Source organism: Clostridiales bacterium, assembly GCA_015243575.1.
Classification (GTDB): Bacteria; Bacillota; Clostridia; order Peptostreptococcales; family Anaerovoracaceae; genus Anoxybacterium; species Anoxybacterium hadale.
Window position 1 is genome coordinate 3,408,002 of sequence record CP042469.1, and the last position, 16,302, is coordinate 3,424,303.

General features: G+C 45.3%; 13 protein-coding genes. 6 read left to right on the forward strand and 7 right to left on the reverse strand.

Annotation, left to right across the window (positions count from 1 at the left end; translation table 11 throughout):
- Positions 1-40: 40 nt before the first annotated feature.
- Complete coding sequence (locus FRZ06_15115; GenBank protein ID QOX64576.1) at positions 41-1,360, reverse strand: TolC family protein; 1,320 nt, start codon at positions 1,358-1,360, stop codon at positions 41-43.
- A gap of 208 nt (positions 1,361-1,568) precedes the next feature.
- Between FRZ06_15115 and FRZ06_15120 the strand changes: the two genes are divergently transcribed.
- Complete coding sequence (locus tag FRZ06_15120) at positions 1,569-2,189, forward strand: TetR family transcriptional regulator (GenBank protein ID QOX64577.1); 621 nt, start codon at positions 1,569-1,571, stop codon at positions 2,187-2,189.
- On the opposite strand, the gene FRZ06_15125 is transcribed toward FRZ06_15120, so the two are convergent.
- Positions 2,186-2,884, reverse strand: a complete 699-nt coding sequence (locus FRZ06_15125) for a prepilin peptidase (protein QOX64578.1) — start codon at positions 2,882-2,884, stop codon at positions 2,186-2,188. The two genes, FRZ06_15120 and FRZ06_15125, sit on opposite strands and share 4 nt — an antisense overlap.
- Positions 2,885-3,150: 266 nt before the next feature.
- On the opposite strand from FRZ06_15125, the gene FRZ06_15130 reads away from it, so the two are divergent.
- Positions 3,151-5,817 carry a response regulator gene (locus tag FRZ06_15130; GenBank protein QOX64579.1) on the forward strand — a complete coding sequence of 889 codons (2,667 nt, stop codon included), beginning with the start codon at positions 3,151-3,153 and terminating at the stop codon, positions 5,815-5,817.
- A gap of 135 nt (positions 5,818-5,952) precedes the next feature.
- Here the strand turns inward: FRZ06_15130 and FRZ06_15135 are convergent, their stop codons facing one another.
- The 4 genes from FRZ06_15135 to FRZ06_15150 all read right to left on the reverse strand — a co-directional run bounded on the left by FRZ06_15135 (position 5,953) and on the right by FRZ06_15150 (position 11,792).
- Positions 5,953-7,326, reverse strand: a complete 1,374-nt coding sequence (locus tag FRZ06_15135; GenBank protein QOX64580.1) for an aldehyde dehydrogenase family protein — start codon at positions 7,324-7,326, stop codon at positions 5,953-5,955.
- A gap of 43 nt (positions 7,327-7,369) precedes the next feature.
- Positions 7,370-8,743 (reverse strand): class II fumarate hydratase, encoded by a 1,374-nt coding sequence (gene fumC / locus FRZ06_15140; protein QOX64581.1) that lies wholly within the window; start codon positions 8,741-8,743, stop codon positions 7,370-7,372.
- Positions 8,744-8,776: 33 nt separating this feature from the next.
- Complete coding sequence (locus tag FRZ06_15145; protein ID QOX64582.1) at positions 8,777-9,940, reverse strand: NAD-dependent malic enzyme; 1,164 nt, start codon at positions 9,938-9,940, stop codon at positions 8,777-8,779.
- 187 nt (positions 9,941-10,127) lie between these two features.
- Positions 10,128-11,792, reverse strand: coding sequence for a glutamine--tRNA ligase/YqeY domain fusion protein (locus FRZ06_15150; GenBank protein ID QOX64583.1), 1,665 nt, complete (start codon positions 11,790-11,792; stop codon positions 10,128-10,130).
- 151 nt (positions 11,793-11,943) lie between these two features.
- Between FRZ06_15150 and FRZ06_15155 the strand changes: the two genes are divergently transcribed.
- From FRZ06_15155 to bioB, 3 genes are all read left to right on the forward strand, one after another.
- Positions 11,944-12,402, forward strand: a complete 459-nt coding sequence (locus tag FRZ06_15155) for an Lrp/AsnC family transcriptional regulator (protein QOX64584.1) — start codon at positions 11,944-11,946, stop codon at positions 12,400-12,402.
- Positions 12,403-12,745: 343 nt separating this feature from the next.
- A complete protein-coding gene (locus FRZ06_15160) occupies positions 12,746-13,297 on the forward strand; it encodes a biotin transporter BioY (GenBank protein QOX65962.1) in 552 nt (183 codons plus the stop codon).
- An 88-nt stretch (positions 13,298-13,385) separates the two neighbouring features.
- A complete protein-coding gene (bioB, locus tag FRZ06_15165; protein ID QOX64585.1) occupies positions 13,386-14,342 on the forward strand; it encodes a biotin synthase BioB in 957 nt (318 codons plus the stop codon).
- 117 nt (positions 14,343-14,459) lie between these two features.
- On the opposite strand, the gene FRZ06_15170 is transcribed toward bioB, so the two are convergent.
- Complete coding sequence (locus FRZ06_15170; protein QOX64586.1) at positions 14,460-14,786, reverse strand: helix-turn-helix transcriptional regulator; 327 nt, start codon at positions 14,784-14,786, stop codon at positions 14,460-14,462.
- A gap of 372 nt (positions 14,787-15,158) precedes the next feature.
- Between FRZ06_15170 and FRZ06_15175 the strand changes: the two genes are divergently transcribed.
- Entirely contained in the window at positions 15,159-16,301 is a 1,143-nt protein-coding gene (locus tag FRZ06_15175; protein ID QOX64587.1) for an acyl-CoA dehydrogenase, read from the forward strand.
- Position 16,302: the final 1 nt, after the last annotated feature.

Here is a 16,302-nt window from a genome sequence, read left to right on the forward strand (position 1 = left end):
CTCTTCCTTCTTATTTACTTATTACTGATAGGATTTTATTTTAAAGGGGCAGCCGCCCTGTTCCTACATCTGCTGCATAGTGAAAGTCGTAAACTGCAAGATCGTAGTCCGATATCGCTTTTGACACGGCCAGCCCCGCCTTATATACATTAAGCTGAGCCTGCTGAAGCTCCGCAAGTGTTGTCATCCCTGCCTGGTAGGAGATATTGATGAGCCGGTATCCTTCCTGGGCGTAGTCCTGCATCGCGCGCGCAGCCTTTAAGGCCGAGGTCTTATCCTCCAGCTCTGCAGCTTTATTTCGAACCTCAATCTCAATGAGTACCGGAGCATCCTTCTTCGTCTTCTCTGCCGAGAGCAGTGCGATTTGTTGTTTCATATAGGTAGAGGAACTTCTTGGGTAGGACGTCAAATCTTCCAACAATATCTTATGCACCTGCACCGCAAAGTCTGTGCCCTTGATTTCATTTCTCCTGTTCAGAGCACTGGACACGGCCGCCTCTGTATCGATAGCGGCAGCAGAAACTACCTCCAGCTTATCTGTGAAATTCACCGCCTGCGTCGCGGAATACCCCAGAAGATAATTAAAACTCATCCTGGCATATTCTAATTTTGTCTGTGCAGACTGCATGCTGCTTTTTGCAGAAGTCACTCCTGACTCAGCAGAGAGTACATCTTTTTTGGCCAGCATACCAGCCTCGTACTGTGCTTTCGTATTTTTTAGAATATCCTGCTGCGTCTTCAGATTGTCCTCCTCTGTCTTCAGATTATCTGCTGCCAGCAGCACTCCATAATATACCTTAAGGGTCTCATACTCGATCTGATTCATTTCTGCCTTGTAGTTGCTGTCAATCTGTCCCTTGGCAAAATCCCTTCGCAGCCGCATGACCTTTTTATTTACTGTCGTTGCTCCGTTTTCTTGTGCCTCCACGCTTTTTTCCATTACCGTGGCAGGGCTCACATAGCCCAAATCCTTGTATTTATCAAGTAAATCCAGACCGTCCAAAACCTTTCCGATTTTTGTTACCGCCTCACTGTAGCCCTCAGCCAGGGCAATGTCTGACTTTTTATTCAATTCTGCAGTCTGCGCCCTTGCTCCCGTCGTCTGCATGATCTTAACCGCTTCTTTCATGGAAAGCGGAATGGGCTTCGCCGAAATGACCGAAGCAGAGGCGGCAGCATCTTCTTCCGTAATGGCAGGTCCCGTAATGGCAGGTCCCGTGGCGGCTGCCCCAGAGGTATCTGTAACAGAAGCACCGGTTGTTTGTATTTCAGCCGACCCAGGAGAGGCCTCTCCTCCATATACGCATGCTGTTCCCATCAGCAAAACCATAATCAGTGTGAAACAAATTTCTCTTTTCATTTTCTATATGCCACCTTTCTCGTTAGAATTTATATTTTCGCAATCTACATGTGACGATTATCTTTACAACCGTGTAGATATAATCTATACTAACAGTATGACAAATACAAGACACAAAGTATTGCCTCGTGTTGTTTAATTATACAAACGGTGCAAAATGTAGATTAAAAATATTGCAGAGAAAACCACTCTGGAAAGGAAGTTGAAAATGGGTTCTTATGAAACAAAAAATAAAGGAGACCTCAGAGTTAGAAGGACGTACAAGCTTCTTTCTCAGGCCTTACTCTCCCTGCTTCTGGAACGGTCATTTGAAGAGATTTTTGTCACAGACATCTGTGAGAGAGCGATGGTGCACCGCACCACGTTCTATAAACACTTCGAAGACAAGTATCATCTCTTGGACTTCTGTGTTCAAGAACTGATTCGCACCTTTGAAGGAGACGGAACCCATCTTTACTCCGCAGAAACCATGAAAGAGTATTATATGGGATTGATTAGAAAGTCATTAGAATATATGGCGGATAACAAGGAGCTTTTTCTCACTGGCATCCTCCGAGCAGGAAATAACTCAGTGCTTCCCATGCTCAACCTCTCTGTCAATAACTTGATCCAAACGAAACTTCAAGAAAACGAAAAGCTTGGAGTATATCATAAAATCCCTAATCCTGTAATTGCACAATTTTACTCCGGTGCATTGATCTCAGCTTCCATTTGGTGGCTTGAAAATGACACACCGATTTCCATCGATGAAATGGTACACTATATCAGTCTTCTGATCAATGAAAAATCCTATACATTTACAGAAGATGCCTTGCCGGAGCTCATTTAGAATAGAGCTGCGAAAACCTCCAGCTCTTGAGAAAACAATAGATAAGCAGAAGCTCCAATGGCGATGAACGGACCCAGCGGACGCTGATCGCTGCCCTTCAGCTTACCGGAAATCAATCCCGCAGCAAAGACAAGAGCGCTAGAGAAGATGGCGAGAATAAAGACGATGGCAGTACCCTGCAAGCCGCAGACTAAGCCCACCGCCGACATGAGCTTTACGTCACCAAAGCCCAAGGTCTCTTTCCGAAAGATAAAATTGCCTAAAGCGCCGATAAGCAGCATGCTTCCACCGCCCGCAAGCGCACCAAGCAGCTGCGACCAAAAAGAATTCTGAAACGGAATAAATCCAAAGGCAGTAACAGCTAAAGCAACCACAAACTGATCCGGAATAATCATATATTTCCAATCAGCAATTCCGATCTGGGTCAACAGCCAGATTGCCGCCAGCCCGGGAATAGAATAAAGAAGGCTGATTTCAGTCAGCTTTAGAGCTGCTGCTGCAAAGACAAGAACAAACACCGCACCCCAAGGCCGTGTCGAGATCCGCACACCCCACATTTCACGACTGGGCTCCTCATTATAGTCACAGAGCCATTTTGCCGGGATTCGGTTGAAAACATATATGGTTAGTGTACCTGCACAAGCTCCTCCCCCGACCGTTATTATGACTTTAAAGATGATAAGAATTGTCTCCATCCAGTATACCCTTTCCCTTATTTCACATCCGCGCTGCGGATCTCCCCGATCGAACCAAATTCTTTGCCTCTATTTTATCAGATTTTGTCGATAATATCTCTCTCTTTCCAAATTGAAATTATGGTTTTGGAATTTACATTTTATTTTTCAAGTTGTAAAATAGTACTCACAATGTATACAAATTGAAGCCAGCCTTGTGTTTTCAGAGCTATTTTGACAAGAAATACAGCTTTCACTTCTTTTGTCAGCAAAAAGGAGACATCCATATGAAAAAAGTGAATTTAAGTTTTATGGCTGTTATGATTATCAGTCTTGTGATCATTCTGATTATGAATACCATGTCCGTCTTTGCCTATCGTGACCAGATCCTGACAATAGAATCACAGAAAAACAACCTTTTAAGTTTAAACCTAAAATACGCCAGCCTTTTGGAAAAGCTCTATGCCAACGCTCTTCAATATCTGGATACCAATGACGAGAAATATAAGTCTGAGGTATACAATCTCCGCAATAGTTATTTTGAAAACGACAACATCTCTTTGGAATACCGCATTTACACAGAAAATCAAATCAGCGCCAGCTTAAAAAAGGCCTTATTGAATGCGGACTTCACAATTTCTTCACAGGCAGAGTATATACAATTCACCAAGGAAGAGCAAAGGCTTTATCTACAATTTTTAAAGAGCTATCATATGGTTCTAGATCGAATCACAACAGCCGTCAACAACCGCAACAATCTTATGCTGACAAACCCTGAGTATGATAACGAAGTAACGAACCAGTCTGCCTTAATGAGTGAGCTCACAAATGAGTACATCGATAGGTTGAATCGCAACGCAGACCATATTATACTCCGCCAGCGAATTGCAGAGTATTCTCTTGTAGGCGTCTCTCTTATCCTGCTTGGTTTTGCTACTGTAACATTCTATTTGATTCTCCGAGAGAATGCCTTTAATTCATATTTCCGCAAGCTTTATAACACGATTGTAGAAAACTTCGAAGGTGGAATTGCTATCCTGGATAAAGATTATCGCTTTGATTATGTAACTACCGGCTATAAGGAAATCATGGGCATTTCTGCAATGAACCCAATCGGAAAGACACCAAGAGAAACTTTTGATCAACAAATTTCAGAAATTATTGAAGAACGCACCATGTCCGAGCCCAGTGGAGAAGGTCAGGCGGATCTTTATATAGGGAATAAAAAGAAGAGTGTATTTTACAACTATTTCACCATAGAAGACGAACGGGGTAACAGTAAGTATATTCATATTATAAGGGATAATACCAAGACAGAGGATTTGCAGCTGCAATTGCGAAAACAGCTCAAGGAGATTAATTTCTATTCCCAGGCTAAGGATTCCTTTATCGCAAATATTTCACATGAGATCAAGACCCCCATCAATGCCATTCTCGGAATGGTACACTTCCTAAAAAGCACCCGCCTTTCACAAAATCAGAAAGAGCTGCTGCGTAAAATTGAAACCTCTTCAGACATTCTTCTGACCATAATCAGCGATGTTCTGGACTTATCGAAAATTAAAAATAATTCGCTCAGCCTTTACCCATCGGACTTCTCATTGGAATGTGCCATAAAAAATGTAGAGGACATGTTTTCAAGTCAGCTGACCAGCCGCGGAATTCGCTGGTGGACAGAATACAATTTCAATCCAAGTCTCTGCCTTCATTTGGACAAGACTAGGTTCGTGCAGGTACTGGTCAACCTGATCAACAACGCCAGTAAATTTACTGACCGTGGATATATCAAGCTTTCGGTAGAGACCCTCTCTGAGAACGACGATACGGTTCTGCTGCAGTTCTGCATTGAAGACACAGGGATCGGGATTGCAGAAAAGGACATCTCAAAACTTTTCCGGGAATTCGAACAGCTTGAAAATCATCTGACCAAGCAGCATCAAGGTACTGGCCTGGGTCTCTTTATCTGTAAAAATATCATCGAGAGTATGGATGGAAGAATGTGGGTAAAGAGTACCAAAGGTCAGGGCAGCAAGTTTTATTTCTCACTGCCTGCGAAAAAAAGCCTTGATCCAAGACTTATCACAGCATCTGGCATCGTAAGCAGAATTCCCCTGAATGGAAGCGGCGGAAAAGCTCTGGTGGTCGAAGATACAGATATTAATGCAGAGGTCGCAGTGAGACTTCTGCGAGAAGTAAACATCACCTGTGATACCGCATCGGATGGCATCGCGGCAATACAATGCTGCAAGGACAAGCCTTGTGATTACTACCATCTAATTCTAATGGATATCCACATGCCCAATATGGACGGCTATACTTCCGCAAATATCCTGAAAAAGGAAATGGGCGTCAAAACGCCCATCATTGCCCTTACCGCTTCGGATATCAACGAGCAAATCCGCTCCGAACACGCTGATACCATTGAATGTTTTATCCTTAAGCCCTTCAAAGTGGAAGCATTTTATAACGCAATTGCACCATATTTCCCAACCCAGGAACTTCCCGTCTCAGGTAGTAAGGTTACCTCTGCTGGTGTGACACACGAAGAAACGATCATTAGCCGCACAATGGCTCCTGAAGGAATGGCCCCTGCCGCAGCAGCTGGCCCTGTTGAAAAAGCGGAGCGGTGTCAGGATCCTTTTTCCGGGAGAGAGGAAGCCATCAAAAACATGGGCGGAATGAAACCGATCTATGAGAAACATGTTCAGAAGTTTAAGGTCAATTATAATAAAAGCACCGAACACATTGCTGCTCTCATGGAAGAAAAAAATTATGACGAAGCCCGGAGGCTTGCTCATTCCATCAAAGGGCTAAGCGGCACCTTGGGAATGTTGGATTTGATGGAATCAAGTGCAGAGCTGGAAAAAGCCATTTTAAAAGGTGATTCATATGACTTGCGCATTGAGCTTGAAAACTTCGATCAGGATCTGAATGCAGTAATCTGTGCGATATGATTGCCTTAAACCATTGAAAATGATAAAAAGGATGATTATAAACAAAAATACCGCCTAGGATTTTGCGCAGCTTTGCAAAATCCATTGCGGTATTTCTATTTGAGAAAAGTGGCTTCGGGACTCCGACTCGCTTCGCTAGATGCTCCAAAGTTCCTCATCGGAAGGCACGTGATTATCCTTCATATAATAAGCGATCCTTGATATATTGATCAGATGTTTGTAATCCAGATTTTCCGAGATGCTGTTGTTCCCCCATGAGCCGCATCCAAGCGTGTTGGTTGGGGCAAGTCCGTTGAAGAAACTCCCGCCTGCACTGGTAGCACAAGTCTGGTTGATCACAAACCTGCTGACGCAGAGTTCTTTTCCTGCATATTCAATATGATCCTTGTTGTTGGAATGAATGGAAACGCTGTGGCCCTTCCCTTCCGCTTCCAGGTTGGCACGTGCGATTTCAACACCCTCCTCAAAGGCTTCATAGGAAAAAGCTGCAAGAACCGGACACATTTTTTCCTTGGCTAAAATATCCTCTTCCCCGATTCCGTCCGCCTCAACGATAATGACTCTTGTTCCCTCCGGTGCTTTCAGTCCCGCCAACTTGGCGATGGTTTCAACAGACTGTCCCACGGCGTGTCTGCTCATAGCTCCTTCTGTGAACATCGCATTTCTCATCGCTTCCTTCTCTTCCTCGTTCCTGATTACCCAGGCACCATTTTGTTCGAATGCCATAAGCATCTCATCGTACCGCTCCTTAGGCATGATGATGGATTGCTCTCCGGAACAAATAATTCCGTTGTCAAAAACCCTTCCCGCAATAATTTGTGGAACAGCCGTTTCAATATCCGCATCCCGGTCTATGATGCACTGCACATTGCCGGCACCAACGCCCAGCGCCGGCTTTCCGCTGCTGTATGCAGCCTTTACCATCCCCATCCCCCCAGTGGCGATGACGATATCCGCACTTGAGATCAGGTTCTTCGTATTCTCCCGGGACTGCTGATCCAGGATCTGAATCAGGTTTTTGGGAGCTCCAAGCTTGCCGATGGCTTCGTTGATCAACTCTACCGTTCTTGTGCTGCAGCGGATGGCCATATGGTGGGGTGTAATGATAATCGCATTGCCCCCTTTTAATGCAAACATGGCATTGCTCATAGGCGTGACAATAGGATTGGTGCAGGGAGTAATGGCAGCTACAACGCCGATGGGTTTTGCGATTTTCGTGATGCCCGTTGCTTCATCCCGCTCTATAATTCCTTTTGAAAGCTTCCCTTTCAGGCTATTCCAGATCGTCCTTGATTTCCCTCTGTTCTTGGCGATTTTATCGTCTACAACACCCATACCCGTTTCTTCTACCGCCATTTCCGCCAGAAACTCCGCATTGTCGTGAACCACTTTGCCAATGGTCATTACGATCTCATCAATCTGCTTCTGAGAAAAAGCTTCGTAGATATGCTGAGCTTCTCGTGCTCTCTCGATGTATTCGTCTATATAAGCTTTGCTGTCCAGTTCCATTTCTTCCTCCTTGTTCAAGATCATTGACCTTATTAAATTGGCTTCAGATCATTTTAGCAGGGTCAACAAAACGATCAAACTCTTCCTCCGTCAGAATACCCAAGGATACAGCCGCTTCTTTCAGCGTAAGACCCTGGCTGTACGCGGTCTTTGCGATGACAGCCGCCTTCTCATACCCGATATGCGGATTCAGTGCAGTCACCAGCATCAAAGAAGACTCCAGATTCCGTTTCATCTTTTCCTCGTTTGGCTGTATGCCTGACGCACAGTGTTTTTCAAAGGATTCCATTCCATCAGACAGCAGTCTGACAGATTGAAGCATATTGTGAATCAGTACCGGCATATAGACATTTAACTGAAAATTTCCCTGCGATGCAGCAAAGCTTACCGCGGTATCATTTGCCATCACCTGACAACATACCATGGTCAGCGCCTCACACTGGGTGGGATTTACCTTACCAGGCATAATAGAACTGCCCGGTTCATTCTCAGGAATGAAAAGTTCCCCAATCCCAGCCCTAGGTCCGCTGGCCAGCCACCTGACATCATTTGCGATCTTCAGCAGATTTGCCGCCAAAGCCTTCAGGGCTCCGTGAGTATGTACCAGCGCATCCTTACTGGTAAGTGCATGAAACTTATTGGGAGCAGTAACGAATTCCAGAGCTGTCAGCATTGAGATTTTTTCTGCGACCCGCTCACCGAATTCCGGATGAGTATTTAGTCCTGTACCAACGGCAGTGCCTCCCAAAGCGATATCGCGAACATATTCCAGACTGTTCCGGATCATGCTTTCCGTCTGTTCCAGCATCACGAGCCAGCCGCTGATTTCCTGCCCCAAGGTCAGAGGAGTCGCATCCTGCAGATGGGTTCTTCCGATTTTAACGATATGCTGATAGCGCTCACTCAGATCCCGAAAGGTCTCTTCCAGACGGAAGAGTGCTGGAAAAAGGCGAGCTTCAATCTCCGTCAATGCCGCGATATGCATGGCGGTAGGAAAAGTATCGTTGGAGCTTTGCGCTTTATTCACATGATCGTTGGGATGAAGCTTCTCCTCGCCCAGGATTTGATTTCCTCTGCTGGCGATGACTTCATTGACGTTCATGTTGGTTTGCGTTCCGCTTCCGGTCTGCCATACAGCAAGGGGAAACTGATCGTCCCACTTTCCTTCCAAAATCTCATCACAAGCTGAGGCAATGGCCTCCGCCATCTGAGCATCCAGCATGCCAAGGTCGAGATTCACCAAGGCAGCAGCCTTTTTCAAAACTGCAAAAGCCCGAATGATTTCAAGCGGCATCTTCTCCGTACCGATTTTGAAATTCTCAAGGCTTCTTTGCGTCTGCGCTCCCCAAAGCTTATCAGCCTCTACTGCGATCTCACCCATGGAGTCATGCTCAATCCGGTATTGTTTCTCGTCCATGTTTCCGTTTCCTTTCTTAAGGCTTGTTTATTTTCATTTAAACTGATTTGTCCACGCTTCTCCCGCTGCTTTTGCGACTGCGTCCGCTACCCCGGGATGGAATGCGCTGGGTATGATATACGCTTCTGCAAGCTCGCTGTCCGGGATAATTCCTGCGATCGCGTATGCTGCAGCCACCTTCATTTCCTCCGTGATCCGTTCAGCTCTTACGGACAGTGCGCCCTTAAAGATCCCAGGAAATGCAAGCACGTTATTGATCTGGTTGGGGAAATCGGATCGGCCTGTTCCTATAATTCTAGCTCCCCCTTCTCTTGCCAGTTCCGGCATGATTTCCGGCTCCGGATTTGCCATGGCAAAAATGATAGGATCGTTCGCCATAGATCGGACCATTTCTACTGTCAACATCTTCGGTGCTGATACGCCGATAAAGAGGTCTCTTCCTTTCACAGCATCGGCCAAGGTACCTGTAAGATTCTCATGATTGGTTAGTTCTGCCAGCTCTTTCTTGCTGGCAGTCAGCTTGGGACTGGTTTTTGCAATGATCCCCTTTGTATCGCAAATTACGATGTCCTCCGTACCAAGGGCCTGGAGCATCTTGACTATGGCAACGCCCGCCGCTCCTGCTCCGTTCATAACAACCTTGAGCTCGCTGAATTTTTTTCCTGTCAGCTTAAGCGCATTGATTACAGCGGCGGATACCACGATGGCGGTTCCATGCTGATCGTCATGAAATACAGGGATATCCAGCAGAGCCTGCAGTCTTCTTTCGATCTCAAAGCATCTGGGCGCAGAGATATCCTCCAGATTGATGCCTCCCAATGTGGGCGCAATATTTTTCACGATTTGAATGATCTCTTCTGTATCCTGTGTCTCAAGACAGATGGGAATGGCATCAATATCAGCAAAGGCCTTAAACAGAACAGCCTTTCCTTCCATGACGGGAATAGCCGCCTTGGCACCGATGTTTCCAAGTCCCAATACTGCAGAACCGTCACTGATTACTGCTACCGTATTCCCCTTTGTCGTATACTTGTAAACCAAATCCGGATCACGGTTGATTTCCCTGCAAGGCTCCGCCACACCCGGTGTGTATGCGATGCTCAGATCATCCTTGTTTTTCAGGGGCACCTTGCTGACAACAGACAGTTTCCCCTGATGCTCCTCATGAAGTTTCAACGATTCCTTGTAATAATCCATAGTTCCTCCTGTATGGCACTAGCCTGACCGTAACGATTATATTGCGTACCTCTGCCGTGTGCCATCGCTTCTATCAACTAAAGTGCCGCAAGTCAGTGTCATTGCAGATTTTCCGTCTACTGTACGGGAAATCTACAAAAGCTACTGCTTAAGCGGCACTTTTAACATTTCAACATATTTTTCTAATTTATTTCTTCCAAGAGCTTTTCAGATCGACGATCTGATTAAAGACCTTGTCTGAATCATTGGTAAGTGCTTCATCGGCGATATAATATCCATGACGGAAAAACTGATATCTCGTTCCCGCTGCAGTATGAAGCAAAGCAGGCTCTCCGTAAGCTTCAAACTCCTTTAAGGAATCCGGATTCAGGATATTTTCTCCCTTTTCATCCTCAATCATCAGATATCCATAGGATCGGATCTTTATTTTAACCGCAGTTTTCGCATCTACCCAGTGAATGGTTCCCTTGACTTTTCTTCCGTCAAAGCCGCTGCCGCTTCTTGTTTCAGGATCATAGGTGCAGCGAAGCTCAGTCACATTGCCGTCATCATCCTTGACCACATCCTGGCAGGTGATAAAGTAAGCACCCTTAAATCGCACTTCATTTCCAGGGAAGAGACGAAAATACTTCTTCTCAGGGATTTCCATAAAATCATCCCGCTCTACATAGAGTTCTCTTGAGAATGGCACTTTTCTGATGCCTTTCGCTTCATCTTCCTTGCTGTTTTCAATATCAACTTCTTCCGTAACATCTTCGGGATAGTTGGTGATGACCACCTTCAACGGGTTCATAACCACCATGCGGCTCTCGACCTTGTCTTTCAGATCTTCTCGGATGCAGTGTTCCAACAGTGCAATATCCACCATGCTGTTGGCCTTGGAGACTCCAATTCTCTCGCAAAAATCCCGGATCGCTTCCGGCGTAAAGCCTCGTCTTCGCAGACCTGCAATGGTAGGCATTCTGGGATCATCCCAGCCATCCACATTGCCATCGTCTACAAGCGCCTTTAAATATCTCTTGCTCATTACCATGTTTGTCAGATTGAGTCTTGCAAACTCGATTTGCTGTGGGGGCTGTTCCCATTCCAATTCTTTGAGAACCCAGTCGTACAGAGGCCTATGGTCTTCAAACTCCAAGGTACAGATGGAATGCGTAATCCCTTCTATGGCATCCTCGATGGGGTGGGCATAGTCATACATGGGATAGATACACCATTTGTCTCCCGTGTTGTGATGCTCTGCATGGGCAATCCGGTAAATGACCGGATCTCTCATATTGATATTAGGGGAGGACATATCGATTTTCGCACGGAGAACCTTTTCTCCGTCTTTGAACTGTCCTTGTTTCATGCTTTCAAAAAGCTCCAGGTTTTCCTGAACGGATCTGGTGCGATATGGGCTTTCTTTTCCCGGTTCCGTCAGGGTTCCTCTGTGCTGCTTCATTTCCTCTGCGGTAAGGTCGCAGACGTATGCCTTGCCCTTTTGAATCAGTGCTACAGCACACTCATACATTTTATCAAAATAGTCGGATGCAAACAGCAGCTTATCCCACTGGAAGCCCAGCCATTTTACATCAGCCTCAATGGACTCCACATATTCCGTGTCTTCTTTTACTGGATTGGTATCATCGAATCTCAGATTGCACTTTCCGTTATATTTCTGGGCAGTACTAAAATTGAGACAGATTGATTTTGCGTGCCCGATGTGAAGGTATCCGTTGGGTTCCGGAGGAAATCTGGTGTATACTCTGTTTCCGTAGGTTTGATTCTCAAGATCCTTTTCTATGATATTATGAATAAAATTTGACGCCGTCTGTTCGCCGTTCGTACCTGGTTTTTCAATTTCGGCCATCTGTTCTTTTCCTCCTTCAAAACTCATCACTATTTATCTACATTCGCTGATATTATACCATTGAATGCTGTTCTGTGCAAAAACATATTAGCTATTGATATTTTTCCAGAAAATTGCTAAAATATAAGAAGAAAAAAAGGTGGTGATTAATTTGGACACGATTGATTCTAAAATTTTAGAAGTTTTACAGGAAAATTCCCGCGTTTCCATATCCGATCTTAGCAAACAAGTGAACCTGTCCTTATCAGCCGTCAGCGAGCGATTAAAAAAGCTGGAGGCTTCAGGGATCATTGAGCGGTACACCGTTATCCTGGATTCCAAGGCTTTGGGCCAGGAATTGACCGTTCTCATGAACCTCAGTTTGGAAAATCCCAGAGATACAGCAGAGTTTTTCGAAATGGTCGGAAAGGAAAACGAAATACTGGAATGCCACTACGTGACCGGGGAATATGACTACATCCTGAGAATTACCACCAAGAACACGGCCACTCTTGAAGCACTCATGAACCGGATTAAGGCCATACCAGGTATTAAAAGAACACAGACCAACGTGGTATTGTCCAGCTTGAAGCACCACTACAGTATCTCACCCACCGTGGTGGAACGGTAAGTGTTGAAAGGCAACGGAAACATGATGTCCACCGATTGTTATAATTACAAAATGTTAAAAAGGGCTGTACGCATTAAGTGATCTTTCTGATCATCAATGTGTGCGAGCCCTATTTTTATATACCAAAAGCAATAGTGTCAACCTTCGCGTATCTCAGTTCTCATCAGGATCATGTAAATTAGTCTCAAAGAATTGATACAGCTCATCGTAATTGCGGAATTACTATGCGATCGGCCGTTCATATATCGTAAACCTTATTTTAATTTTAGGTTGACAATAGAAGCCGCTGACGTTATGCTCATATTGTTCTTATATTATGTTTTTTACCTACGGAAAGGATTGCATCATGAAAACCAAAAGCATCTCCACCCTTACCTTGATCAGTCTAATGACTGCGGTTATCTGCATTCTGGGGCCTCTTTCACTCCCAATACCGATTTCACCGGTTCCGATTTCACTTACCAACCTTGCCATCTATTTTGCCGTCGTTATCCTCGGCTGGAAAAACGGAACGATCAGCTACTTGGTTTACCTTTTCATCGGCTTTGCTGGAATGCCGGTTTTTTCAAATTTTACAGCAGGGCCCGCCAAGCTGCTGGGACCTACAGGCGGATATCTTATCGGCTTTATCTTTATGGCGCTTATCGCAGGTTTTTTCGTAGAGAAATTCCCGGATAGAATTTATATGTATATGGTGGGAATGGCACTGGGAACATACGTCACCTACATCCTGGGCACAGGCTGGCTCGCATGGCAGGCGAATCTGGATCTGAAAGCAGCTTTATTTGCCGGAGTCATTCCATATATTCCCGGAGATATCATAAAAATGATAATTGCCGCCATCTTTGGCACGACCATCAGAAAACGGATCAAAAAAGCCGGCTATCTTGCCTGATTCATGAAATATATCTCAAGGCATAATCGATTTTCACAGAACGAAGAAATCATATGGAGATCAGGAAACATCAGGAGGAAGAAACCACATGGAGATCAAAAAACTTTCGAAAGAGATTATAGCGGGCAGAAGGCTAACCCGCCAGGAGGATCTGACTTTTTTCACGGCTGCTGATTTAAAAGAGCTCTGCGATGGTGCTAATGAGATTCGAGAGGCTTTATGCGGTGATTCTGTCGATTTATGCTCCATCATCAACGGAAAGAGCGGCGGCTGCAGTGAGGATTGCAAATTCTGTGCTCAAAGCTCCCACAATCATACTGGAATATCAGAATACAACTTGCTGGATACCGATACGATTCTGGCCGATTGTAAAAAGCATGAAGGCAAAGGGGTGCATCGCTTTTCCATCGTAACTGCTGGACGAGAGTTAACCCGTAAAGAATTGGCGGCGGTTTGCGACGCCTATCATAGAATGAAGGAAGAATGCAGCATTAGCTTATGTGCTTCCCATGGTCTGCTTTCCGCAGATGCGTTCGCAGCTCTGAAACAGAGCGGTGTTTCCATGTATCATGAAAATATAGAGACTTCAAAAAGGAATTTTCCAAACATCTGCACCACCCATACCTACGAAGACAAAATCCATGCAATCCTGCTTGCACAAAACGCAGGGCTGAAGGTCTGTTCCGGCGGGATTATTGGTATGGGAGAAACGTTCGAGGACCGGCTTGATATGGCTGTCAGTTTGTCCGAGTTAGGGATCCAATCCATTCCTATCAATGCCCTGATGCCCATTAAGGGAACCGACTACGAAAATCTGAGGCAGCTCACAGAGGATGAAATATTGAGGACCATAGCCATGTTTCGCTTTATCAATCCAACGGCAAGAATCCGTTTAGCTGCCGGAAGGAGCTTGATGGAAGACTCGGGGCGCAAAGCATTTTTTGCTGGTGCAAATGCGACAATAACGGGAGATCTGCTGACGACCTCCGGCAATAGCATCGATCAGGACAAAGAAATGCTGATTTCGATGGGATTCCAGATCTAATTTAAAAAATAAGTGGCCAAAATCCGACTGAATTTGGCCACTTATTTCATTTCAATAGTTGAAACATGCACTATTTTTTTCTTGGCAATTTCGCCAAGATTTCGGCCGGACAGCAAACTAGCTTTTACTCATCTGCTTAGCACCCCATTTAGACAATTCACGAATAAAAGGGATCAGCACCTGCCCCTCTTCCGTCAAGGAGTATTCCACCCGCGGCGGTATTTCTGGATACTGAGTCCGGGTTACGAGGCCGTATTGTTCAAGCTCTTTTAAGGATTGGGAAAGCATCATATTTGTGATTCCGTCCACTCTTCGTTTCAATTCATTATATCTTTGCACCGGTTTTTTATACAAAGCCCAGATAATCTGCAAATGCCATTTTCCACCGATCAAATTCAAGGCATAGGCAACAGGGCATTCTGTTACTCGATCTTTTCTATCCATTGCAATTCTCCATTACTCAGTTTTTCCTGACTTGATCAGAAATAACTGCATACTTGTTTTAATTAGCCTTTCTCTTATAATGATATTATCATACCAAAACTCGGAAGAAAAGAGATCAATTCATTTTATCTGGCAGGAAATATCATATCCTACCAGATAAAATGGGGAGTGCAGAGGGGCACCCTCGCCGATAAAGGAGGGTGCTCAGGCTGCTTGCAGCCGCCGAAGGGAACCATAGCCTTTTTGCCCCAAGCTTGCTTGGCTTGGCAAAACGGACAGCATGCGAGCGAAGCGAGTCGGAGGCGCAGCCGTTGGGTTCCCTAGCGGAAGTGGTGTAGCCACTTTTTTTATCAAACAGGAGGAGAATGAAAAATGGATTTTAAACTGACGAAAACACATTTGCTTCAGCAGGAATTATTCCGAAGATTTGCGGAAACTGAAATAAAGCCGATCGCAGAAGAGATGGATGAGACAGAGGTGTTTGATCTGGAACTGGTAAAGAAGCTCCAGAGATACGGCCTGATGGGCATCCCCTATCCCAGAGATTACGGCGGAGTAGGCGGAGACTATCTGGGATATGCGCTGTGTATGGAAGAGATCTCCAAGATTGATGCCAGCACAGGAATCACAATCTCCGTACACACATCACTGGCTTGCTCCTGCATCGAAGGCTTCGGTACAGAAGAACAGAAACAAAAATGGCTGAGACCACTGGTTGATGGTTCCAAAGTCGGCTGCTTCGGTCTGACAGAGCCAAACGCAGGAACAGACGCTGCAGGACAGCAGACAAAGGCAGTTCTTGACGGCGATGAATATGTCATCAACGGCGCAAAGATCTTTACAACCAACTCCGGTTTTGCAGATACGTTCGTCGTGTTTGCCATGACTGACAAATCCAAGGGAACCAAGGGTATTTCCGCATTCGTAATTGACAGAAATACACCGGGACTGTCCGTTGGTAAGAATATCCACAGAATGGGAATCAGAGCTGCATCCAACTGCGAAGTAGCTTATGAAAATGTTCGCATCCCAGTATCACAGCGTCTTGGAAAAGAAGGAGACGGCTTCAAAATCGCAATGAAAGCCCTTGACGGCGGAAGAATCGGTATCGCTGCTCAGGCTACCGGAATTGCGCAGGGTGCCCTGAACGAAGCAATCAAATATGTAAAAGAAAGAAAGCAGTTCGGAAAGAGAATTTCCTCCTTCCAGAACACACAGTTCAAAATTGCTGAGCTGCAGACAAAGATCGATGCAGCAAGACTCATGACATGGAGAGCAGCAATCCAGAAGGATAATAAGGAAAACTATGGACCAGCAGCAGCAATGGCAAAATTATTCGCATCCGAGATGTGTAATGATGTAACCCGAGCTTGCGTACAGCTCATGGGCGGATACGGTTATTCCAGAGAATATCCTGTTGAACGTATGATGAGAGATGCGAAGATCACAGAGATCTACGAAGGAACCTCTGAAGCGATGAAGATGGTTATTGCCGGTTCCATGAAAATCAGCTAGT